Source organism: Deltaproteobacteria bacterium, assembly GCA_009930495.1.
Taxonomy (GTDB): Bacteria; Desulfobacterota; Desulfovibrionia; order Desulfovibrionales; family Desulfomicrobiaceae; genus Desulfomicrobium.
Genome location: RZYB01000266.1, coordinates 1 through 2,603 on the forward strand (window position 1 = coordinate 1; position 2,603 = coordinate 2,603).

Here is a 2,603-nt window from a genome sequence, read left to right on the forward strand (position 1 = left end):
TTTGATCGAGTCGGAATTGTTCGGTCACGAGAAGGGCGCCTTCACCGGGGCCGTGGCCACGGTTCCGGGCAAGGTCGAATACGCGGACAAGGGCACGCTGTTTTTGGACGAGATCGGCGAGTTGCCGGTCAATCTTCAGGTCAAGTTGCTGCGTTTTCTTCAGGAAATGGTCATCCAGCGGGTCGGGGGCAGAAAGGACATCCCCGTCAACGTGCGCATCATCGCGGCCACGAACGTGGACATCGCCAGCGCCATCGCCAACGGATCGTTCCGCGAGGATCTGTACTACCGTATCGGCGTGGTCACCATCCATCTGCCGCCGCTGCGCGAACGGAACGGCGACGTGCGCATTCTGGCCGAGCACTTCCTGCGGCGCATCAGCCGGGAATTGGGCAAGGACATGGCCGGCTTCACGCCCGAGGCCCTGGCCTACCTGGAGGCCCACGCCTGGCCGGGCAATATCCGCGAACTGGAAAACAAGTTGCGCCGGGCCGTGCTGCTGGCCGAATCATCGCGGATCACGCCGGAGGAACTGGGCTTTGGCGAGGATCTTCCGACTCCGAGCGGCTTTAACCTGCTCGACAAGACCCTGAAGGAAGGGCGGGCCATGGTCGAAAAAAAGATGATCCTGGCCGCCCTGGCCAAATTCGACGGCAATATCCTCAAGGCCTCGGAAGCCTTGGGTATCAGCCGACCGACCATGTACGACCTGCTGAAGAAGCACGAGATCGAAAATTGACGGCGTGACGGGCGGGCTCGGGCAACGGCCCGCGCCCAGGCCGGAGCGCTTTCACGCCAGACCCCTCACAAATCCTTCAAGACGATATCCATGCGCAGGTCCACCCATTTGCCGTGCACCTCGTCGTCGCAGTCGGCCAGGGTGGCGGTGATGATCTTGCCCGCGTCCATGAGCCGGGCCAGGATGGGATTGGATTTGCGCGGCACGTAGCCGAGTTTTTTCCCATCCGGCGTGAAGACCTCGATGGCTAGGTCGTCGTGGGAATTGTCGGGCTGGCGCTTTAAGATCAGGGTTTTGGCTTGGCGGATGCGGTCCAGGGATTGGGGCGCGTCGTAGTAGGCCGTGCCCGCGACATGGGTGTTGATGAGGAATATATCCCGGCCAAAGGGCAGGGTCAGTTCCCCGCCGTCCACGGACACGCGCATGAGCAGGCCGGTCAGGCCGTTTTTGATGGCAATGTCGGACATCAGTGCACCTGTATCGCGCTCTTCGCCATGAGTTGGTCGCAGAGGGCGCGTAGTTCGTCGCGCCGGGCCCGCATGGCGGCCTGGGCCGAGCGCAGTTCTTCCTGTTTGGCCGCGATCCAGGCCGGGTCGCCGAGTTCCCGCTCCAGGCACAGGGGCGGGTTTTGGCGTGTTTCGGCGATGCGGCGGGTATGTTCCAGCACCAGGTGTTCCAGCCGGTCGCGCTCCTCGGTCAGGGCGTCCAGGCTGGATTGTTCGTCCACGCTCTCGCCGCGCCCGTTCCGAGCCGCGATCCACAGGGCTTCCAGGGCCGCGAGGTCGCCGGCCGCGTAGGCCGCCTGGACATGGTCCCAATACGTCTCGCGCAGGGCCGGGTCGCCCTTCATGTCCGGGTGGAGCAGAAAGCACAGGGCGCGGTAGAGTTTTTTGATTTGGAGTTCCTGATCCGGGCTCAGGTATTTGGCGTCCTTCAAAAAATCCTGGGCCGCGTCCACCTGGCGGGCCTTGTCGGCCATTTCCCGCTGCCACACGGTTTGAAGTTTGCGCACCTCGGTGTCGATGCGCTCCAGATCATCCGCCGCGACGCGTTCGCCCCGGTTGATGATCCGCATCAGGCTTTCGACGCGGAATTTCAGCTCGTTCGCCTCGACGCGCACGGCCAGCAGGGCAAGTTCAAAGCCTCCGATTTCCTTTTCGTACGTGGCCATGAGGATGGGAATGGCGTGGGCGCGCAGATGGGCCTGTTCTTCCAAAAGGTCGCCGACGCGCTGTCTGAGGTCGTCGATCTGGGCCAGCAGACGGGCGGCTTGGGGGTGGAGTTCAAGGTGCATGGCGGTTTGGATCAGGCTCCGTGCTCGGGACTTTTTGTTGAATCCAGGTACAGGGTGTCGGGACAAATGTCCTGTTCATGTGGCCAGATCACGGTTCCATCCCAAGCCTTGGCCTGTTTGAAATACGCGATGTCCTTCAATTCCTTGAACACTCCAAAGTTGAGCAAGGGCGAGCAATCGTAGATGCCCACTTCCCCGTTGTTGAAGTGAATGCGCAACTTGTAGTCGGCAAGAGCAATCACGTTTTTGACTCTTGGATTCATGTTCATCACCTCAGCGGGTCAATTTTGTAGGGGTGCTCGCCTGTGACCGCAAGCGTCCAATTTGCCATCAGTTCTTCCTTGTGTAATTCGATCCATGCTTGGAGCAATTTCATTTTTGAATCTGGAAGGCTTCCATCAAGGATGTCGCCATTAGGGATTTGTACGATTACTTCATGCTCTTGGTATTTGACATGAATGTGTGGCATGTTGTGCTGTTTGGTATCCATGAAGTACATATAAACAATGAGACCATAAAACATTGAAATTGAAGGCATGACTTTACCTCGTTTTGTCGGTTGCTAGCGAA

The 2,603-nt window shown here is 59.4% G+C and carries 5 protein-coding genes; 1 reads left to right on the plus strand and 4 read right to left on the minus strand.

The features are described from left to right. Window positions 1-739, plus strand: a 739-nt coding sequence (locus EOL86_13535; GenBank protein NCD26597.1) for an AAA family ATPase, incomplete at its 5' end; no start/stop codon positions are given. Window positions 740-804: 65 nt separating this feature from the next. On the opposite strand, the gene EOL86_13540 is transcribed toward EOL86_13535, so the two are convergent. The 4 genes from EOL86_13540 to EOL86_13555 are packed head-to-tail and all read right to left on the minus strand — an operon-like array spanning window position 805 to window position 2,571. Further along, on the minus strand, window positions 805-1,206 hold the full coding sequence (locus EOL86_13540) for a restriction endonuclease (protein NCD26598.1): 402 nt from the start codon (window positions 1,204-1,206) through the stop codon (window positions 805-807). Continuing rightward, a complete protein-coding gene (locus EOL86_13545) occupies window positions 1,206-2,033 on the minus strand; it encodes a hypothetical protein (protein ID NCD26599.1) in 828 nt (275 codons plus the stop codon). The genes EOL86_13540 and EOL86_13545 overlap by 1 nt, the downstream gene beginning before the upstream one ends. Before the next feature lie 11 nt (window positions 2,034-2,044). After that, on the minus strand, window positions 2,045-2,296 hold the full coding sequence (locus EOL86_13550) for a DUF2442 domain-containing protein (protein ID NCD26600.1): 252 nt from the start codon (window positions 2,294-2,296) through the stop codon (window positions 2,045-2,047). Window positions 2,297-2,301: 5 nt separating this feature from the next. Next, window positions 2,302-2,571, minus strand: a complete 270-nt coding sequence (locus EOL86_13555; GenBank protein NCD26601.1) for a DUF4160 domain-containing protein — start codon at window positions 2,569-2,571, stop codon at window positions 2,302-2,304. Window positions 2,572-2,603: the final 32 nt, after the last annotated feature.

What these genes read in the sequence shown, in the direction of transcription:
- EOL86_13540 (NCD26598.1), bottom strand. Translation starts at nt 1,206, where the DNA reads ATGTCCGACATTGCCATCAAAAACGGCCTGACCGGCCTGCTCATGCGC.
- EOL86_13545 (NCD26599.1), bottom strand. Translation starts at nt 2,033, where the DNA reads ATGCACCTTGAACTCCACCCCCAAGCCGCCCGTCTGCTGGCCCAGATC.
- EOL86_13550 (NCD26600.1), bottom strand. Translation starts at nt 2,296, where the DNA reads ATGAATCCAAGAGTCAAAAACGTGATTGCTCTTGCCGACTACAAGTTG.
- EOL86_13555 (NCD26601.1), bottom strand. Translation starts at nt 2,571, where the DNA reads ATGCCTTCAATTTCAATGTTTTATGGTCTCATTGTTTATATGTACTTC.